This window comes from Ruegeria sp. G10 (assembly GCF_056533645.1).
The window spans coordinates 198822-215648 of sequence record NZ_JBQFOQ010000003.1 but is presented as its reverse complement, the minus strand read 5'-3'; the positions used below and the strand labels follow the sequence as shown (position 1 = coordinate 215648).

Here is a 16827-nt window from a genome sequence, read left to right as displayed (position 1 = left end):
AGCGCAATACACGCCTGTGTATTTTTTTGTGATCACACCCCAAAAAACCGTGATCACAAATACTGAAAATCTTCTGCAATTTCCCGTGACACGTCAAAAAACTCTTTAAACTTGGCCCTTAGACACCCCTATAACGGGGTAATCGTAGTCAGACGGGACAATTTCGATGAATATTCACGAATATCAGGCCAAAGCTCTTTTGCGCAGCTATGGCGCTCCGGTCTCCGACGGTCGCGCGGTTCTGCGCGCCGAGGAAGCCAAAACCGCAGCCGGTGAACTGGATGGACCCCTGTGGGTCGTCAAGGCGCAAATCCACGCGGGGGGACGCGGCAAGGGCTCGTTCAAAGAGGTGGATGCCGGGGAAAAAGGCGGTGTCCGTCTGACCAAGTCGGTGGAAGAGGCCGCCGAAGAAGCCAAGAAGATGCTGGGCCGCACACTGGTCACGCATCAGACCGGCCCGGCAGGCAAGCAGGTGAATCGCATCTATATCGAGGCCGGTTCGGGCATTGAGCGCGAGCTTTACCTGGCTCTGCTGGTGGATCGCCAGACCAGCCGCATTTCATTTGTCTGCTCGACCGAAGGCGGCATGGATATCGAAGAGGTGGCTGCAGCGACGCCCGAGAAAATCCTGTCCTTCTCGGTTGACCCGGCGACCGGCTATCAGGCCTATCACGGCCGCCGCATCGCCTTTTCGCTGGGACTGGAAGGCGCGCAGGTCAAACAATGCGTCAAACTGATGAACCAGCTCTATAACGCCTTCGTCGAGAAGGACATGGAGATGCTGGAGATCAACCCGCTGATCATCTCGGACAAGGGCGACCTGAAAGTGCTGGACGCCAAGGTCGGCTTTGACGGCAACGCGGTTTACCGCCACCCGGATATTGCCGAGCTGCGCGACACGACCGAGGAAGACCCCAAGGAACTGGAAGCTTCGAAATACGACCTGAACTACATCGCGCTGGATGGTGAGATCGGGTGCATGGTCAACGGTGCCGGTCTGGCGATGGCCACGATGGACATCATCAAGCTCTATGGGGCCGAGCCTGCCAACTTCCTCGACGTGGGCGGTGGTGCGACCAAGGAAAAAGTGACCGAGGCGTTCAAGATCATCACCTCGGACCCGCAGGTCAAAGGCATTCTGGTCAACATTTTCGGCGGCATCATGCGCTGTGATGTGATTGCCGAGGGCGTTGTTGCCGCGGTGAAAGAGGTCGGCCTGCAGGTTCCGCTGGTCGTGCGTCTGGAAGGCACGAATGTCGAGAAAGGCAAAGAGATCATCAACACCTCTGGCCTGGACGTGATTGCGGCGGACAACCTGAAAGACGGTGCCGAGAAGATCGTGAAGGCCGTCAAGGGCTGATGCCATCCCGTTGGGTGGGCTTCGGCCCACCTTTCCCAAGATTTCGGCGGGCTGAACCCCGCCCTACAAAGGAGAACGCCAGATGGCAGTCCTCATCGACGAAAACACCAAAGTGATCTGTCAGGGTTTTACCGGCTCACAGGGCACATTCCACAGCGAACAGGCCATCGCCTATGGCACCAACATGGTCGGCGGCGTGACCCCCGGCAAAGGCGGGATGACCCATCTTGACCTGCCCGTGTTCAACTCGGTCCACGAAGCCAAGCATGTGACCGAGGCCAATGCCTCGGTGATCTACGTGCCGCCGCCCTTCGCAGCGGACTCGATCCTTGAAGCGATTGATGCCGAGATGGAAGTGATCGTCTGCATCACCGAAGGCATCCCGGTTCTGGACATGATGAAGGTCAAGCGTGCGCTGGAAGGCAGCAAGTCGCGCCTGATCGGGCCGAACTGCCCCGGTGTGATTACGCCCGATGCCTGCAAGATCGGCATCATGCCCGGCCACATTCACAAGCGCGGCTCGGTCGGCGTTGTGTCCCGCTCGGGTACCCTGACCTATGAGGCCGTCAAGCAGACCACCGATGTGGGTCTGGGCCAGTCCACCTGCGTGGGCATCGGCGGCGACCCGATCAAAGGCACCGAGCATATCGACGTGCTGGAATGGTTCCTGGCCGATGACGAGACCCACTCGATCATCATGATCGGTGAGATCGGCGGCTCGGCCGAGGAAGAAGCCGCGCAATTCTTGGCGGATGAGGCCAAGAAGGGCCGCTCGAAACCCACCGCTGGTTTCATCGCGGGCCGCACAGCCCCTCCGGGCCGCCGCATGGGCCACGCGGGCGCGATTGTTGCCGGTGGTAAAGGCGGTGCCGAGGACAAGATCGAAGCCATGCGCTCGGCCGGTATCGTCGTGGCCGAAAGCCCGGCGACGCTGGGTGAGGCTGTGCTGGAAGCGATTGGCTGATTGATGCCTGCAAAAGCGATAAATTCTGCTTTTTGCAGGCTACACACGCTCCCGGAACGCATTGCTCGTTCCGGGACAAGTCTTATTTTAGCTTGCCTTGCAAGCGTTGGCTCCCCTGCGGCAGCAGAAGAACCCACCGAAGAAAGTGAGCAGGCATTTTTGGCGGCGGCGAAGCTATGCTCAATCGGCTTCGAAAATCTCGATTCTGCGCGTGACGCATTAACCAAAGCAGGCTGGGGCGTATCTGAACGCGGCCCAGCGCCTGTAGTTGTTTCGAACCGCGTGGCATTCTCAATCGACGAGACTGATCTGGCCTACACTGTCGAGAATGCGTATTTCATGGCGGCATCTATCCTCGGAAACTCCGCGCTCGGCCCGAATCAACCAGCGTTTGTGTACGGCGACGTCCAGCTAGCATTGATTGGGGTAGAAGAAGGTCGCCAGTATTGCGCCTTCGCGGGGCCAAAATGGATCGTTTATTCTGCAATTAAAGATGGCCTTGGTGGGGGGATGCACGCCCGAACCAATATCGTTTCTTTGATACTGGGCCGCGAAGACAATGCAACGACCGCAATATCTCTGATTGAATTGGACGCATTTTTTAGGGCGTTGGGTACAGCGAAGACAGACAGTTCGGACAAAAGACTGTTTGGCGCGCCGTTCAGAGAACTCCTAATGCCCGCAAACATCACAATTTCTCCCGACTACAAGGGCGAATATGAGGAGGCAAATTAGCATGACCTTCTCTGACGCCATCCGAACCTGTTTCTCGAAATTCTTCACCTTCTCGGGACGCGCCTCGCGGCCCGAATACTGGTTCTTTTTCCTCTTCATCGTGATCTGGAGCATCATCGCAGGTTTCATCGACCTGAAGTTCTTCACTCAGGTCGCGGTGTCCGAGACCGAGACTTCGAAATCCGTCACCGCCACGTCCTCGGGGCCGGTGCAGTCCATTGTGACCCTGATCGTCTTCTTCCCGCATCTGGCCGTTTCGTTCCGGAGGATGCACGACACCGGACGCAGCGGATTTTATGCGCTGCTGCCGATCTTACTGATCCTGGGTGCCCTGGCCGTTTTGCTCTTTGGAATTGGCCTTGCCAGTCAGTTCCATGGCGGGGCTTTGGACATTCTGTTCACCCGTGCAACCCTGCTTATAGTCATTCCGACACTGATCGTTCTCACAGTGTCACCCCTCCTGGTGCTGTGGTGGCTGTCCCGCCCCAGCCAGCCGGGCACCAACCAATACGGTCCCAACCCATATGAGGTAACCCCATGACCGAACATTCGCCCAACGACCAGTTTCATGCCTCAAGCTTCATGCAGGGGCATAACGCCGAGTATCTGGAGCAGCTCTATGCCCAGTATACCCGGAACCCCGGCGCGGTGGATGCCGCCTGGGTCGAGTTCTTCAAGGCCATGGGTGATGCCACGCCGGATGTGCAGCGCGAGGCCGAAGGGCCGTCTTGGGCGCGCACCGACTGGCCTCCGATGCCCAGTGATGATCTGACCGGGGCGCTGACCGGCGAATGGGCCGAGATTGATGCCAAGGCCGCAGGTAAGAAGATCAAGGACAAGGCCGCCGCCAAGGGAGTTGCGGTCAGCGATGACCAGATCAAGCGCGCGGTGCTGGACAGTCTGCGGGCGCTGATGCTGATCCGCGCCTATCGCATCCGGGGCCATCTGGCCGCTGATCTGGACCCGCTGGGCATGCGCGCGGCCAGCACACACCCTGAGCTGGACCCAAAGACCTATGGCTTCACCGATGCCGACATGGATCGCCCGATCTTTATCGACAACGTGCTGGGCCTGCAGATGGCCTCCATGCGCCAGATCGTCGAGATCGTGAAGCGGACCTATTGCGGCACGTTCGCGCTGCAATACATGCATATCTCGAACCCCGAAGAGGCCGCGTGGCTGAAGGAACGGATCGAGGGTTTTGGCAAGGAAATCCAGTTCACCAAGGAAGGCCGCAAGGCGATCCTGAACAAGATGGTCGAGGCCGAGGGCTTTGAGAAATTCCTGCACGTCAAATACATGGGCACCAAGCGGTTCGGTCTGGACGGTGGCGAAGCGCTGATCCCCGCTATGGAACAGATCATCAAGCGCGGCGGCGCCTTGGGCCTGAGCGACATCGTGATCGGGATGCCGCACCGTGGCCGTCTGAACATTCTGGCCAACGTGATGGGCAAGCCCTATCGCGCCATCTTCAACGAATTCCAGGGCGGTAGCTTTAAGCCCGAGGACGTGGATGGTTCGGGCGACGTGAAATACCACCTCGGTGCCTCCAGCGACCGCGAGTTTGACGGCAACAGCGTCCACCTCTCGCTAACCGCCAATCCCAGCCACCTTGAGGCGGTGAACCCGGTGGTGCTGGGCAAGGTGCGCGCCAAGCAGGATCAGCTGAAGGACACTGACCGCACCAAGGTCATGGCGATCCTGCTGCATGGCGATGCAGCCTTTGCCGGGCAGGGCGTGGTGGCCGAAGGCTTTGGCCTGTCCGGCCTGCGCGGACACAAGACCGGCGGTACGATGCATATCGTGGTGAACAACCAGATCGGCTTTACTACAGCGCCGCATTTCAGCCGCTCCAGCCCATATCCCACGGATATCGCGCTGATGGTTGAAGCCCCGATTTTCCACGTCAATGGCGACGACCCCGAGGCGGTGGTGCATGCCGCCAAGGTGGCGACCGAGTTCCGCCAGAAGTTCCACAAGGACGTGGTTCTGGATATCTTCTGCTACCGCCGGTTCGGGCACAACGAGGGCGATGAGCCCATGTTCACCAACCCGATCATGTACAAGAAGATCAAGACGCATAAGACAACGCTGTCGCTGTACACCGAACGTCTGGTCAAGGATGGGCTGATCCCCGAGGGCGAGATCGAGGATATGAAAGCCGCGTTCCAGGCGCATCTGAACAACGAATTCGAGGCCGGGAAGGACTTTAAACCCAACAAGGCCGACTGGCTGGATGGGCGCTGGTCGCACCTGGACAAGAACAAGGACGAATATGTTCGGGGCGATACGGCGATCACCCCCGATACTCTGGCCGAAATCGGAAGCGCGCTGACACAGGCTCCGGACGGATTTGCTTTGCATAAGACCGTGGGCCGTCTGCTGGACCACAAGAAACAGATGTTCGAAACCGGCAAAGGCTTTGACTGGGCGACGGGTGAGGCGATGGCCTTCGGCTCGTTGCTGACAGAAGGGTACCCCGTGCGTCTGGCCGGTCAGGATGCCACCCGCGGCACATTCAGCCAACGCCATTCAGGCTTTGTCCACCAGGAAACCGAAGAACGGTATTATCCCCTCAACAACATCCGCAAAGGGCAGTCACAATACGAAGTGATCGACTCGATGCTGTCCGAATATGCAGTTCTGGGTTTCGAGTATGGCTATTCGCTGGCCGAACCCAACGCGCTGGTTCTTTGGGAAGCGCAGTTCGGCGATTTCGCCAATGGTGCGCAGATCATGTTCGACCAGTTCATCAGCTCGGGCGAAAGCAAATGGCTGCGTATGTCCGGTCTGGTCACCCTGCTGCCGCACGGGTTTGAGGGGCAAGGCCCGGAACACTCGTCCGCCCGGCTTGAACGCTTCTTGCAGATGTGCGGTCAGGACAACTGGATCGTGGCCAACTGTACGACGCCTGCGAACTATTTCCACATCCTGCGCAGACAGCTGCACCGGACCTTCCGCAAGCCGCTGATCCTGGTGACGCCAAAGTCACTGCTGCGGCACAAGCTGGCGGTCAGCACGGCAGATGATTTCACCACAGGTTCCAGCTTCCACCGGGTACTGTGGGATGATGCGCAGAAAGGAAATTCGGATACAAAGCTGGTGTCCGATGACAAGATCAAGCGCGTCGTCATGTGTTCCGGCAAGGTGTATTTCGACCTTCTGGAAGAACGCGATGCGCGTGGCATCGACGACATCTATCTGATGCGGATCGAGCAATACTATCCCTTCCCCGCGCACTCGCTGATCAACGAGCTTGAGCGCTTTAAAGGAGCCGAGATGGTCTGGTGTCAGGAAGAACCCAAGAACCAAGGCGCCTGGACCTTTATCGAGCCCAATATCGAATGGGTGCTCACCCGGATCAAAGCCAAACATACGCGTCCGGTTTATGCTGGTCGCGCCACCTCGGCCTCGCCCGCGACGGGTCTGGCCAGCCAACACAAATTCCAACAAGAAGCGCTGGTGAACGAAGCGCTGAGCCTCAAAGGAAAGTAAACGATGACGATTGAAGTTCGTGTTCCCACGCTTGGCGAATCTGTCACCGAAGCCACGGTTGCAACGTGGTTCAAGAAACCCGGTGACGCTGTGGCCGTGGACGAAATGCTCTGTGAGCTTGAGACCGACAAGGTCACGGTCGAAGTGCCCTCGCCCGCCGCGGGTGTGATGGGGGAGATCGTAGCCGCCGAAGGTGAGACCGTTGGTGTCGACGCCCTGCTGGCCACGATTGCGGCGGGTGAAGGCGCGGCCCCTGCCCCGGCGGCGGCCCCGGCCTCTGCTGCTGCGGCCCCCGCAGCGTCGGGTGGCAGCGTCGATGTGATGGTGCCCACGCTGGGTGAATCCGTGACCGAGGCGACCGTTTCGACATGGTTCAAGCGGGTCGGCGACGCCGTGGCACAGGATGAGATGCTGTGTGAGCTGGAGACCGACAAGGTCTCGGTTGAGGTTCCGGCCCCGGCTGCAGGTGTTCTGGCCGAAATCGTAGCGCCCGAAGGTGCGACCGTGGATGCCACCGCCAAGCTGGCGGTGATCTCGGGCGCGGCAGCGGGTGCTGCTGCGGCTCCGGCGGCGGCTGCCCCGGCGAATGGGGGCGACTCTGTTGGTGGCAAGGACGTGGCCAACGCGCCCTCGGCTGAGAAAGCCATGGCCGAGGCCGGTCTTTCGGCAGATCAGGTCACCGGAACGGGCCGCGACGGGCGCATCATGAAAGAGGATGTGGCAAAAGCGGTTGCAACGGCTACGGCCCCAGCGCCTGCGGCGGCTGTGCCCGCCCCCGCTGCCCAAACTCCGCGCGCACCTGTCGCTGCCGATGATGCTGCGCGCGAAGAACGTGTGCGCATGACCCGTCTGCGCCAGACCATCGCCAAGCGCCTGAAGGATGCCCAGAACACCGCCGCAATCCTGACCACCTATAACGAGGTGGACATGACCGAGGTGATGGCCCTGCGCAACCAGTACAAGGACCAGTTCGAGAAGAAGCATGGTGTGCGTCTGGGGTTCATGTCCTTCTTCACCAAGGCCTGCTGCCACGCGCTGAAAGAAGTGCCCGAGGTCAATGCCGAGATTGATGGCACCGACATCGTCTACAAGAACTTCGTCCATATGGGCGTTGCTGCCGGTACGCCGCAGGGTCTTGTGGTTCCGGTGATCCGGGATGCGGATTCGATGTCCTTCGCAGCGATCGAGAAAGCCATTGCCGAAAAGGGCAAGCGCGCCCGTGACGGCAAGCTGTCCATGGCTGAGATGCAGGGCGGCACCTTCACGATCTCGAATGGCGGCGTCTACGGCTCGCTGATGTCTTCGCCCATTCTGAACCCGCCGCAATCGGGCATTCTGGGCATGCACAAGATCCAGGACCGCCCGATGGTCATCAATGGTGAGATCAAGATCCGTCCGATGATGTATCTGGCCCTGTCCTATGATCACCGGATCGTGGACGGCAAAGGCGCGGTCACCTTCCTTGTGCGCGTGAAAGAGGCGCTGGAAGATCCGCGCCGTCTGCTGATGGATCTGTGATCATGGCAACACATGTACTCTGGCAGGCCGATGTGGCCGATTTCAGCGCCTGGCTGAAAGTGTTCCGCGAGGACAAGCCCATGCGCAAGGCTGCGGGCATCCGCGACCTGCATGTCTGGAAAGACCCCGACCAGCGCGACCATGCGGTTGCGATGTTCGAGGTGGCGGACCTTGAAAGGGCGCGCAGGTTCTTCGACTCGGAAGAACTGTCCATGCATCACGAACGTGGCGGCGTGGCCCATATTCAGGTTAAGCTGCTAGAACCGGTCTGACATCCTGCGTGTGCAGGGGCTCTCTCCTGCACACGCCGTTGCACTTACGCGTGAGCCCCGCCTGCCCATCAGCCTTGGAGATGTTAGTCCCGAACCCGGACACTCATTGAAAAAGGAAATGTGAACATGTCTTCGGAACTTTCCATTCTTGCGCTTTATGGCCTGCTGGTCGTGGTGATCATCCTGCTGAACGTCCTGACCGCCATGTCACAGGTCGGGCTGATGACGCTGGGTGGCGCGCGGGATGACATGCCGCCGCTGACCGGGGTTGCCGGACGGGTCGAGCGCACGCTGTCGAACTCGGTCGTGGCGATGGCGCTGTTTGCGCCTGCGGTGCTGATCCTTGCCGTCAAGGATGGCTTCACGTCCGGGACGCTGCTGGCGGCGCAGATTTTCCTGATCGCGCGCCTCGTCTTTGTCCCGGTCTACGCTTTGGCCATCCCGGTCCCGTTCCTGCGCACGCTTGTCTGGCTGGCAGGATTTCTTGCAACCGTTTATCTATACCTTATGGCCCTGTAAGGCCTGACTGCCGCGCCCTGACACGGGCGCGGTCGAGACACATCAAGGAGTGCCCCAATGTCCAGCTATGACGTCATCGTAATCGGAGCCGGCCCCGGCGGCTATGTCTGCGCCATCCGCTGCGCCCAACTGGGGCTGAAAACCGCCGTGGTCGAAGGGCGTGAGACGCTGGGCGGCACCTGTCTGAACGTAGGCTGCATTCCGTCCAAGGCGCTGCTGCATGCCAGTCACCAGTTGCACGAAGCCGAGCATAACTTTGCCAAGATGGGCCTGAAAGGCAAATCTCCGTCGGTCGATTGGAAACAGATGCAGGCCTATAAGGACGAGGTGATCGACGGCAACACCAAGGGCATCGAGTTTCTGTTCAAGAAGAACAAAATCGATTGGCTGAAAGGCTGGGGCTCGATCCCCGCTGCCGGTCAGGTAAAGGTGGGTGATGAGGTGCACGAGGCCAAGAACATCATCATCGCCTCGGGCTCTGAGCCGTCGGCGCTGCCCGGTGTCGAAGTGGATGAGAAGGTCGTTGTGACTTCGACCGGCGCACTGTCTCTGGGCAAGATTCCGAAGAAGATGGTGGTGATCGGTGCCGGTGTGATCGGGCTGGAGCTGGGCTCGGTCTACAGCCGTCTTGGGGCCGAGGTGACGGTGATCGAATTCCTCAAGGAAATCACGCCGGGCATGGATCCTGAAGTACAGAAGACCTTCCAGCGTATTCTCAAGAAACAGGGTCTTAACTTCGTCATGGGCGCGGCGGTGCAAAAGACCGAAGCGACCAAGACCAAGGCCAAAGTGACGTATAAGCTGCTCAAGGATGACAGCGAGCATGTGATCGACGCCGACACCGTTCTGGTCGCCACCGGGCGCAAACCCTATTCCGATGGTCTGGGACTCGAGGCTCTGGGCGTTGAGATGACACCGCGCGGCCAGATCAAAGTGGGCGCTGACTGGCAGACCAACGTTCCCGGCATTTACGCGATCGGAGACGTCACCGAAGGCCCGATGCTAGCCCACAAAGCCGAGGACGAAGGCATGGCCGCCGCCGAGCAAGTCGCAGGCAAACACGGTCATGTGAACTACGGCGTCATCCCGGGCGTAATCTACACCTGGCCCGAGGTCGCCAATGTCGGCGAGACCGAGGCAACGCTGAAAGAACAGGGCCGCGCCTACAAGGTCGGCAAGTTCATGTTCATGGGTAACGGCCGCGCCAAGGCGAACTTCGCAGCCGACGGGTTTGTCAAAATCCTTGCCGATAAGGACACCGACCGCATTCTGGGGGCCCACATCATCGGCCCCGCGGCGGGCGATCTGATCCACGAGGTCTGCGTCGCCATGGAATTCGGTGCCTCCGCCGAGGATCTGGCTCTGACCTGCCACGCACACCCGACCTATTCAGAAGCGGTGCGTGAAGCAGCACTCGCCTGTGGCGACGGCCCGATCCACTCGTGAAACTGTAAGGGCTGAAAGCGCGGGATGCGAGGCTCTGCCTCGCGCTCCGGGATATTTCTGGCCAGATGAAGACCGGATCCCCTGCTTCATCTGGCTCTAAATATCCCGGGGGAGTCGCGGCTTGCCGCGGCGGGGGCAGAGCCCCCTTTTCTACCACATGGTCTTGGCGGCGCGTGCACCCCATTCCTGATCGTATCGGGCACCGCCTTCGTCACCAGCACTCACTTCGGCCAGTATCTCGCCAACGCTCGGTAGCTGTTTGGCATCGTCACCGCCCGCCCATGTCTGCGCCCGCATCAGCGCGCGGGCGCATTGGGTGTATATCTCGGCAATTTCGATAACGATGACGGTGGCGGGTTGTTTGCCGTGCTTTTCAAAGCGGGCGCGCAGCGTTTCATCCGCCGTCAGGCGCGCGGTGCCATTGACCCGTACCACAGTGTTTGAACCGGGCACCATGAACATCAACGCCACACGCGGGTCCCGCACGATGTTGCGCAGACTGTCCAGCCGGTTGTTCCCACGCCAGTCGGGCAGCGCCAGCGTGCCGGGGTCCAGTTCCAGCACAACAGGTCCGTCATCGCCGCGCGGGCTGCCATCGACGCCTTCAGGGCCCACGGTGCTCAGCACGCAAAGCCGCGCGGTCATGATCCATTTGCGATAGAGCGGCGTCAGTTGCCGGGCCACTTTGCGCAGCGAGGGTGCGCCGGGTGTGCCGTAAAGCCCCTCGAGCGTCGTTATGTCTTCAATGAACTGCATCCGGGTCAAATCCCACTTCTCGCATCAATGCGTTTGAACCTGTTTCGATGACGTCCTCGAGCCGCTCCAGAAAGGCGTCCCGGCCAACGCCGGGTTCGATCGGGTCGAGGAAATCGACAATGGCTGTGCCGGGTTTGCGCAGGATGCCGGTTCTGGGCCAGAAGACGCCCGCGTTTGTGGCGACCGGTACGCAGGGATACCCCAGCCCCTGATAGAGCACCGCAGTCCCCACCTTGTAAGGTTTCGGAACACCCGGCGCGACGCGGGTGCCTTGCGGGTAGATCACCAGCTGGCCGGGTTCGCTGAACTCTTTGGCCACATCCTTGACCATCTTGGCCACCGCCACGCCCCTCTTGCCGCGATCAACCGCGACACAACCCAGCCGGCGGGCATACATGCCGATGACCGGGGTCCACAGAAGCTCTTTCTTCATGATGAACTTGCCATGGGGGATGGCGCTGAAGATCATGATGATATCGAGGAAGGACTGGTGCTTGGCGGCGATCACCACCTCTCCGGTCGGAGGGTTTCCGCGGATTTCGCTGCGGATACCGACCATCCAGCGGGCCAGCCACATGGTCGTGCGGGCATAGGTCATGCAGGCCCGCGCCGCTCCGCGTTTGGCGAACAGCGCGTAGGGTGCAAAGACAATCCCAAGGATCAGCATCCACGCGTAGATCGTGAACATGAAGATCAGCGACCGTATCCATTGAAGGGCCATGAACATCACGAAAGCTCCTTTAACTTGCGCCGCGCCGCCGACCATGTGGCCAGAAACGCAACCGCCGCGCCCAAAAGCGGGATCAGCACGACCAGCAGCCAGCCTGCCCCCTGAAACCCGAGCCCGGTGAGAAATCCACCCGCGTCCGAGGCTTCGGGCAGCAGCAGCACGCCGGACATGCCCAGCAGGGTGCCGACCGCGGCACCGAACAGCGCGCGGAAGGTGAACCGCCGCACGAAGGCCCCGGCGATGAAACGGTCGCGGGCACCGACGAGACGCAGGACCTCGATGATCTGGGCGTTGGCGGCCAGCGAGGCATTGGCGGCAAGGGTGATCATCGCAGCCGTGGCCCCACCGATCAGCAGGATCGAAATCCAGCCCAGTCGCCGCAGCGACATGGCGGCATCAACCAGCGGTTCGCGCCAGCGGGTGTGGTCGTCCAGTACCGCGCCGGGCACTTCGGCCCCCAGACGCAGGCGCAGACCGGCGGCATCCAGACCGGGCGGGCCTTCTATGATCTCGATCAGTTGTGGGATGGGCAGCGTCTCGAGCGGCAGGTCGGGGCCGAACCAGGGCGACAGCAGTGCCGCTTGTTCCTCGCTGGTCAGCGCGCGGGCCGAGGCGACGCCGGGGGTTTGGCGTAATACAGTCAGCGCAGCCTCGGTCTGGGCGGCGCGTTGGTCGGCGGGGGCGTTGATCCGCAGCGTGGCGGCCCCCGCCAGTTCCGAGGCCCAGCGATCCGCCAGCCGCCCCGAGGCCAGCGACAAAGCCAGCGCAAAGACGGCCAGAAAGGCCATCGCGCCGGATACGAACAGAGTCAGTTGTGCGGTAAACCCGGTGGGCGGCACGACGCGGTCGGCGCGGCTGTCGCGGCGCAGCAGGTTGCGGATATCGCCCTTGCTCATAGATCGGCCCCCGCAAGCTGCAGGCGGCGCTGAGAAATACGCAGCACCCGCGCCTGCACCTGACTTTTGGCGGCGCGGATCAGGGACAGGTCATGGGTCGCGATCAGCACGGTCTTGCCCATCCGGTTCAGCTCGACCAGCAGGCGCAGCAGGCGTTGCGACATCTCCCAATCGACATTGCCCGTGGGCTCATCCGCCAGCACCACATCCGGCGACAGGATGACGGCACGGGCCAGCGCGGCGCGTTGACGTTCACCGCCCGAGAGCTCCGGCGGCAGCGCCTCAAGACGGCTGCCCAGCCCGACCCAGCCCAGCAGTTCGGTCAGATCGTTTTGTTCGCCCGCCTCCGCCCGACCCGACACCATCAGCGGCAGGGCGACGTTTTCGGCCACGGTCATGTGATCCAGAAACCGGCAATCCTGATGCACGACGCCAATGCGACGGCGCAGCAGGGCCATCTGGTCACGGTCCAGCCGCGCAATATCCTCGCCAAAGGCGCTTAGCCGCCCCGAGGTCGGCAGCAAAGCGCCGTAGCACAGTTTCAGCAGCGTGGTCTTGCCCGAGCCCGACGGCCCGGTCAGGAAGTGGAACGATCCCGGCTGCAGCTGCAGCGAAACATCGCTCAGCAATTCGCCGCCGCCATAGCTGTAGCTGATATTTTCCAGCTCGATCACGCCTGCCCCCATTGTTCTGCTCATCTCTTGCCCGAGCGCGACGACGGTTTCAATGCCTGCTTTGATCCCCTGAACGGGTCCAATTGGCGACACTTGACCTACGATGGCGAAAACGCGCTTTGCTGTTGGGTCTTAACGGAATATCATCCCTGAAAAAACTACTATCAGGCCCGCTTGGCCGGGCAGGAGGCAGAATGCGTTTAACGTGTCCGAATTGCAGTGCCCAATATGAGGTCCCGGATGAGGTGATCCCCGATGGTGGGCGCGATGTGCAGTGCTCGAATTGCGAACACACGTGGTTTCAGGCCAAGGCAAAAGACACTGCGACGGCTGAGGCAAAAGCGCCGCCTGCGCCGGTCACAGACGAGGTCGAAGAAGTTGCCGCGCCTGCAGCCCCGGAAACACTGCCCGAGAAGCCCGAGGACGATAGCGGCCATGTAGACCCCGCCGTTGCCAACATCCTGAAAGAAGAGGCCGCGCGCGAGGCCGAGTTGCGCGAGCGCGAGGGAAGCAGTCTGGAAAGCCAAGCCGATATGGCGCTTGAAGTGCCGGAAGAGCCCAAGGTCAAACCCAAGCGCCCCGAAGCAAGTAAAACAGCGTCAGATGCGGGTCAGAAGGACGCTCTGCCCGATGTCGAGGCGATCAATTCCGGCCTGCGCAGCGATCTGACATCCGAGGATGCCGAGGAAGCCGCCCCTGTTCGCAAATCCGGTGGGTTTCTGCGCGGCTTCGCGCTTATCGTCATCATCGGGGTCATTTTGTTCCTGATCTACGGCAACGCCAATCAAATCAGCGAGGCCGTTCCGCAGGCCGATCCTGTTCTGAAATCCTATGTCTCGATGATCGATCAGGCCCGCATCTGGCTTGAGACGCAGACGGGCGGTGCGCAGAACTGAACGCGCTCAGAACCGCTCGAGCAGACGTTTGAGGTACTCTAGCTCGATCTGCGGCCGATCCGTATCGCCCGTGCGGCGGCGGATTTCATCCAGCAGCTCTCTGGCACGGCGATAGACATCTTCGCCTTGCAACAGGTTGTCATCTGTCGAGATCGACCCGGCAGACCCCGGCGTGCGGCCCAGAGGGTCCCGGTTATTGGCTTGCATATCTCCGGCCTCGGTTCCCTGACCAGGCTGGTTTTGCTGGTTCTGCGCCATCGCCTCACCCAGTGACCGCATGCCTTCGCGCAAGGCTTCCATCGCCTCGGACTGGCGGTCAATGGCTTCGGCCAGATCATTGCCCCGCAAGGCATCTTCGGCCTCGTCCATCGCGCGGCCTGCACGGCCAAGCGCTTCGCGCGCGGCCTCGCCTTCCGGTGTTCCGCCACCCGGCAGGTTCTGTTCCTGCCGCCCAAGCTCATCCCGCAGGGCCTGTTGGCGATCCGCCAATGAACCCTCCTGTCCCTGCTGGCCCTCGCCAGCCTGATCCTGGCCCTGTCCCTGACCGCCCTGACCTTCATGGCTCTCGCCCCGGCCAAGACCGCCATTGCGCCCTTCATTGCCCTGGCTTTCGCCCGATTGCGCGCCCGGGTTGAACTGTTCCTGCAGGTCCCGGAACGCCTGATCGCTGAGGCCTTGTTGTTCGCGCAGGGTTTCCGCCAGGCCTTCCATGGCCTGCTGACCCTCGGACTGGCCGCCCTGACCCTGGCCTTGGGTGACGCGCATGTTTTCCATCATCTGCTGGAACTCTTCCAGCGCCTGCTGCGCCTCGGCCATGCGGCCCTGTTCCATCAGTTCCTGAATGCGGTCCATCATCCGCTGCAGGTCGTCCTGCGTCATCTGCAGGGTTTCACCGTTGGGCCCTTGCTGGCCCTGCTGGGTCTCACCGTTCTCTTGCGCCAGACGCTGCAACTGGCGCATGTAGTCCTGCGTCGCCTCGCGCAATTCCTGCATCAGTTCGGCGATCTCTTCGTCGCTGGCGCCATTCTGCATCGCCTCAGTCAGGCGCTCTTGCGCCCGGCGCATACGTTCCAACGCGTCCGCAAGCGTTCCATCCTCAATCAGAACCGCGAGTTCCCACAGCGCTTGCGCGATCTCTTCCTGTTGTTTCGAATTCAGCGCACCGTGGCGGTCAAAGGTCTCTAACCGGCGCAGGATCACGCGCAAACGCAAATAGGCCGTGTCCGAACGGAACAGGTCTTCGGGCAGATGCGAGACCGCGCGCAGCAATTGCGACACGCGCAAAGCGTTTTCGCGCGACCACAGCAGATCACGGCGCTGTTCCGCCACCGCCGCAGCCAGCGGGTCAAAGAACCGACGGGCGGGCAAGTCGGTCAGATAGGGCTCTGCCACCGATTCCTGATCTGCCGCATCGACAGCCATCAGCGTGATCCTGACGGGCAAATGCGCCCATGGGTGCTGCGAGAAATCTTCAATCAGGTCTTCGGTGAATTCAGTCCGATCGCCGGTGATCGGCATCGGAAGTTGAACAGTGATCGTTTCACGTGGCTCGGGCTCGGTCGCCAGACCAAACTCACGGTTCACGGCGGGCAAATCAAGCTCGATCCGCGCTGTTCCCGAAACGATGCCGTAATCATCCGCTGCCGCAAAGGGCAACTTCATCTGCCCACCAGCTTCAGCCTCAGCCGCCCCCGCTGCAGCGATCTGCGGGGCAGTGTCCGGAAGGATGTCCAGCATCCAGTCGCGACCTGCCGGACCCTCGATCCGCATCTGGCCGGACCGTTCAGCGACAAATTCCTGCTCGGGATCAGTGGCAGCTTCGGTACCCAAAGGCGTCGACGTTTCGGTCAGGCTGTGGGCGCCCACCTCTCCGTAAAACCGCAGCGTGATGCGGCTGCCCTTGGGCACGCTCAGCGTGGGATCGGTCTGATCCGCCAGATAGAGCGTCGGCAAACCGGTATAGCGCGGCGGTTCAACCCACCCTTCCCAGCTGGGGCCCTGCCCGGCCTGCGCGGTGCCCGGTGTCATATCGGCAACCGAGCCAATCCGCCAGAACGAGCCAAAAAGCGCGGCCACCACCAGCGCCAGCAGCGCGGCATAACGTAGCGCATAGGGGTCACGCGACGCCAACCTCAGGTCGGGCTTGACCGGTTCCGCCTCAGCCACGCGCGCCGCCATGCGCGACTGGTGCGCCCTCCACAACGCCACAGAATCGGCATCCATCGCGCCAATCGCCTGATCATCCATCAAGGCCTGAATCGGTCGGCCCGGCAGCGTTTCATCCAACCGCACCAGCGCCTCGGTTCGGGTCGGCAGGTGGAATCGCCTGAGCCCGAGAATCGCTGTCGCAATCAACGCCAACACGCTGACGGCTGCACCCGCCCAGACGGTCTCGATCCGCACAAGGTCCTGCAAACCCAGCATAAGGGCGGCAAGCACCGCCATGAGTATCGAGAAGAAGGGCCAAAAGGCACGCATGACCTGCTCGGCCAGCATCCCGGCATGCGTAAGCCACAGGGATCCTCTTGGGATCGGCAGGTTTGATACGTCGCGCAAGGCGGGCCTC

General features: G+C 61.3%; 15 protein-coding genes. 10 read left to right on the top strand and 5 right to left on the bottom strand.

Going from position 1 to position 16827, the window contains the following annotated elements:
- The first annotated feature begins 166 nt into the window (after positions 1-166).
- The 9 genes from sucC to lpdA all read left to right on the top strand — a co-directional run bounded on the left by sucC (position 167) and on the right by lpdA (position 10309).
- Positions 167-1360, top strand: a complete 1194-nt coding sequence (gene sucC, locus ACR0KM_RS07950; protein ID WP_480860207.1) for an ADP-forming succinate--CoA ligase subunit beta — start codon at positions 167-169, stop codon at positions 1358-1360.
- 82 nt (positions 1361-1442) lie between these two features.
- A complete protein-coding gene (gene sucD / locus ACR0KM_RS07945) occupies positions 1443-2324 on the top strand; it encodes a succinate--CoA ligase subunit alpha (RefSeq protein WP_480860205.1) in 882 nt (293 codons plus the stop codon).
- Between the two features lie 3 nt (positions 2325-2327).
- Positions 2328-3059 carry a hypothetical protein gene (locus ACR0KM_RS07940; protein ID WP_480860204.1) on the top strand — a complete coding sequence of 244 codons (732 nt, stop codon included), beginning with the start codon at positions 2328-2330 and terminating at the stop codon, positions 3057-3059.
- Position 3060: 1 nt separating this feature from the next.
- On the top strand, positions 3061-3600 hold the full coding sequence (locus ACR0KM_RS07935; RefSeq protein ID WP_480860202.1) for a DUF805 domain-containing protein: 540 nt from the start codon (positions 3061-3063) through the stop codon (positions 3598-3600).
- Positions 3597-6554 (top strand): 2-oxoglutarate dehydrogenase E1 component, encoded by a 2958-nt coding sequence (locus tag ACR0KM_RS07930; RefSeq protein ID WP_480823557.1) that lies wholly within the window; start codon positions 3597-3599, stop codon positions 6552-6554. Before ACR0KM_RS07935 ends, ACR0KM_RS07930 begins: the two co-directional genes overlap by 4 nt.
- Positions 6555-6557: 3 nt before the next feature.
- Positions 6558-8072 carry a 2-oxoglutarate dehydrogenase complex dihydrolipoyllysine-residue succinyltransferase gene (odhB, locus tag ACR0KM_RS07925; protein WP_480860200.1) on the top strand — a complete coding sequence of 505 codons (1515 nt, stop codon included), beginning with the start codon at positions 6558-6560 and terminating at the stop codon, positions 8070-8072.
- 2 nt (positions 8073-8074) lie between these two features.
- Entirely contained in the window at positions 8075-8344 is a 270-nt protein-coding gene (locus tag ACR0KM_RS07920; protein WP_480823553.1) for a hypothetical protein, read from the top strand.
- Between the two features lie 126 nt (positions 8345-8470).
- On the top strand, positions 8471-8863 hold the full coding sequence (locus ACR0KM_RS07915) for an MAPEG family protein (protein WP_480823551.1): 393 nt from the start codon (positions 8471-8473) through the stop codon (positions 8861-8863).
- 57 nt (positions 8864-8920) lie between these two features.
- Positions 8921-10309: a dihydrolipoyl dehydrogenase gene (gene lpdA / locus ACR0KM_RS07910; protein ID WP_480860197.1), complete on the top strand. Its 1389-nt coding sequence runs from the start codon at positions 8921-8923 to the stop codon at positions 10307-10309.
- A gap of 150 nt (positions 10310-10459) precedes the next feature.
- On the opposite strand, the gene ACR0KM_RS07905 is transcribed toward lpdA, so the two are convergent.
- From ACR0KM_RS07905 to ACR0KM_RS07890, 4 genes are read right to left on the bottom strand one after another with little or no spacing between them, the layout of a single operon-like run.
- Positions 10460-11065 carry a pyridoxamine 5'-phosphate oxidase family protein gene (locus tag ACR0KM_RS07905; RefSeq protein ID WP_480860196.1) on the bottom strand — a complete coding sequence of 202 codons (606 nt, stop codon included), beginning with the start codon at positions 11063-11065 and terminating at the stop codon, positions 10460-10462.
- Positions 11052-11792 carry a lysophospholipid acyltransferase family protein gene (locus tag ACR0KM_RS07900; RefSeq protein ID WP_480860194.1) on the bottom strand — a complete coding sequence of 247 codons (741 nt, stop codon included), beginning with the start codon at positions 11790-11792 and terminating at the stop codon, positions 11052-11054. The genes ACR0KM_RS07905 and ACR0KM_RS07900 overlap by 14 nt, the downstream gene beginning before the upstream one ends.
- Positions 11792-12691 (bottom strand): cell division protein FtsX, encoded by a 900-nt coding sequence (locus ACR0KM_RS07895; protein WP_480860193.1) that lies wholly within the window; start codon positions 12689-12691, stop codon positions 11792-11794. The genes ACR0KM_RS07900 and ACR0KM_RS07895 overlap by 1 nt, the downstream gene beginning before the upstream one ends.
- A complete protein-coding gene (locus ACR0KM_RS07890; protein ID WP_480860191.1) occupies positions 12688-13389 on the bottom strand; it encodes a cell division ATP-binding protein FtsE in 702 nt (233 codons plus the stop codon). Before ACR0KM_RS07890 ends, ACR0KM_RS07895 begins: the two co-directional genes overlap by 4 nt.
- A 170-nt stretch (positions 13390-13559) precedes the next feature.
- On the opposite strand from ACR0KM_RS07890, the gene ACR0KM_RS07885 reads away from it, so the two are divergent.
- Positions 13560-14261 (top strand): zinc-ribbon domain-containing protein, encoded by a 702-nt coding sequence (locus ACR0KM_RS07885; RefSeq protein ID WP_480823539.1) that lies wholly within the window; start codon positions 13560-13562, stop codon positions 14259-14261.
- 6 nt (positions 14262-14267) lie between these two features.
- On the opposite strand, the gene ACR0KM_RS07880 is transcribed toward ACR0KM_RS07885, so the two are convergent.
- Complete coding sequence (locus ACR0KM_RS07880) at positions 14268-16817, bottom strand: TIGR02302 family protein (RefSeq protein WP_480860189.1); 2550 nt, start codon at positions 16815-16817, stop codon at positions 14268-14270.
- Positions 16818-16827 lie beyond the last annotated feature (10 nt).